The 751-nt window shown below is 52.1% G+C and carries 1 protein-coding gene; it reads right to left on the bottom strand.

What is annotated here, in order from left to right; translation table 11 throughout:
* Positions 1–58 precede the first annotated feature (58 nt).
* Positions 59–751: DNA cytosine methyltransferase (locus tag PPL9_RS13915; RefSeq protein WP_200962312.1), on the bottom strand; the 693-nt coding region annotated here is incomplete at its 5' end.

Raw genomic sequence — 751 nt, 5'->3', positions numbered from 1 at the left:
AACCAGTAGAGCTGCCACATGCGGAGGGTGTTTACAGTGAAGATGAGGGGAAGGAAGGTCATGCTGCTTCCTCCATTGCCATGAGTTCGGGAACGTTGGCTTCAACAATCAGCTTCGCTAGGGGCGGGCAAACGCTGTTGCCGCATTTCTTGATCTGCTCTTTCTTTGAGAACGGTCTGCCATTGTGGTTAAAATTGATGGTGTAATCGGAGGGGAAACCTTGCGCCAGATACAGCTCTGAAGGCTCTAGCATACGCATGCCGATATCGGTGATGGTGTAGGGCTCGCCGCCAATATTCACAGTGATAAGGCCAAAGCGGTCCTTAGTTGTTGCTGCTCCAAGTGGTGCGTTTGCTGAGTAGCCAATGCTCTCGCCGTAGTAGGCGGTGAGAAATGCGCGAACCTCTGCGATATGGTTTCCACTTGCTGTTACTGCAGGCATTGGCTGATTAACGTCGTGGCCGTGTTTGCAGGTGCCGCGAAAGCTGGTGAGGTGGCTGGTAACGAGGCTATAACGCCGCTCAGAAGTGAGGGTATGTATGGGCTCGCTAGGTAGATGGCCCCTGATCTCGTTTTCTTTCTTTTGTCCGTAATACTTGTGCAGGAATGCCGCTACCAAGGCTGATTTACCGCCACCTTTGGCGGTTATTGTGCCGATTGGGTCAGTAATTGAAGCGCATCTGGAGTTGCCAAACTGGCGATCAATGCAAGGCACAACCAAAGCTCGGCATCCGCCACTTTCTGTTTTGAT

This window comes from Pseudovibrio sp. POLY-S9 (genome assembly GCF_001431305.1).
Classification (GTDB): domain Bacteria; phylum Pseudomonadota; class Alphaproteobacteria; order Rhizobiales; family Stappiaceae; genus Pseudovibrio.
This window is presented reverse-complemented; position numbering and strand designations above follow the sequence as displayed.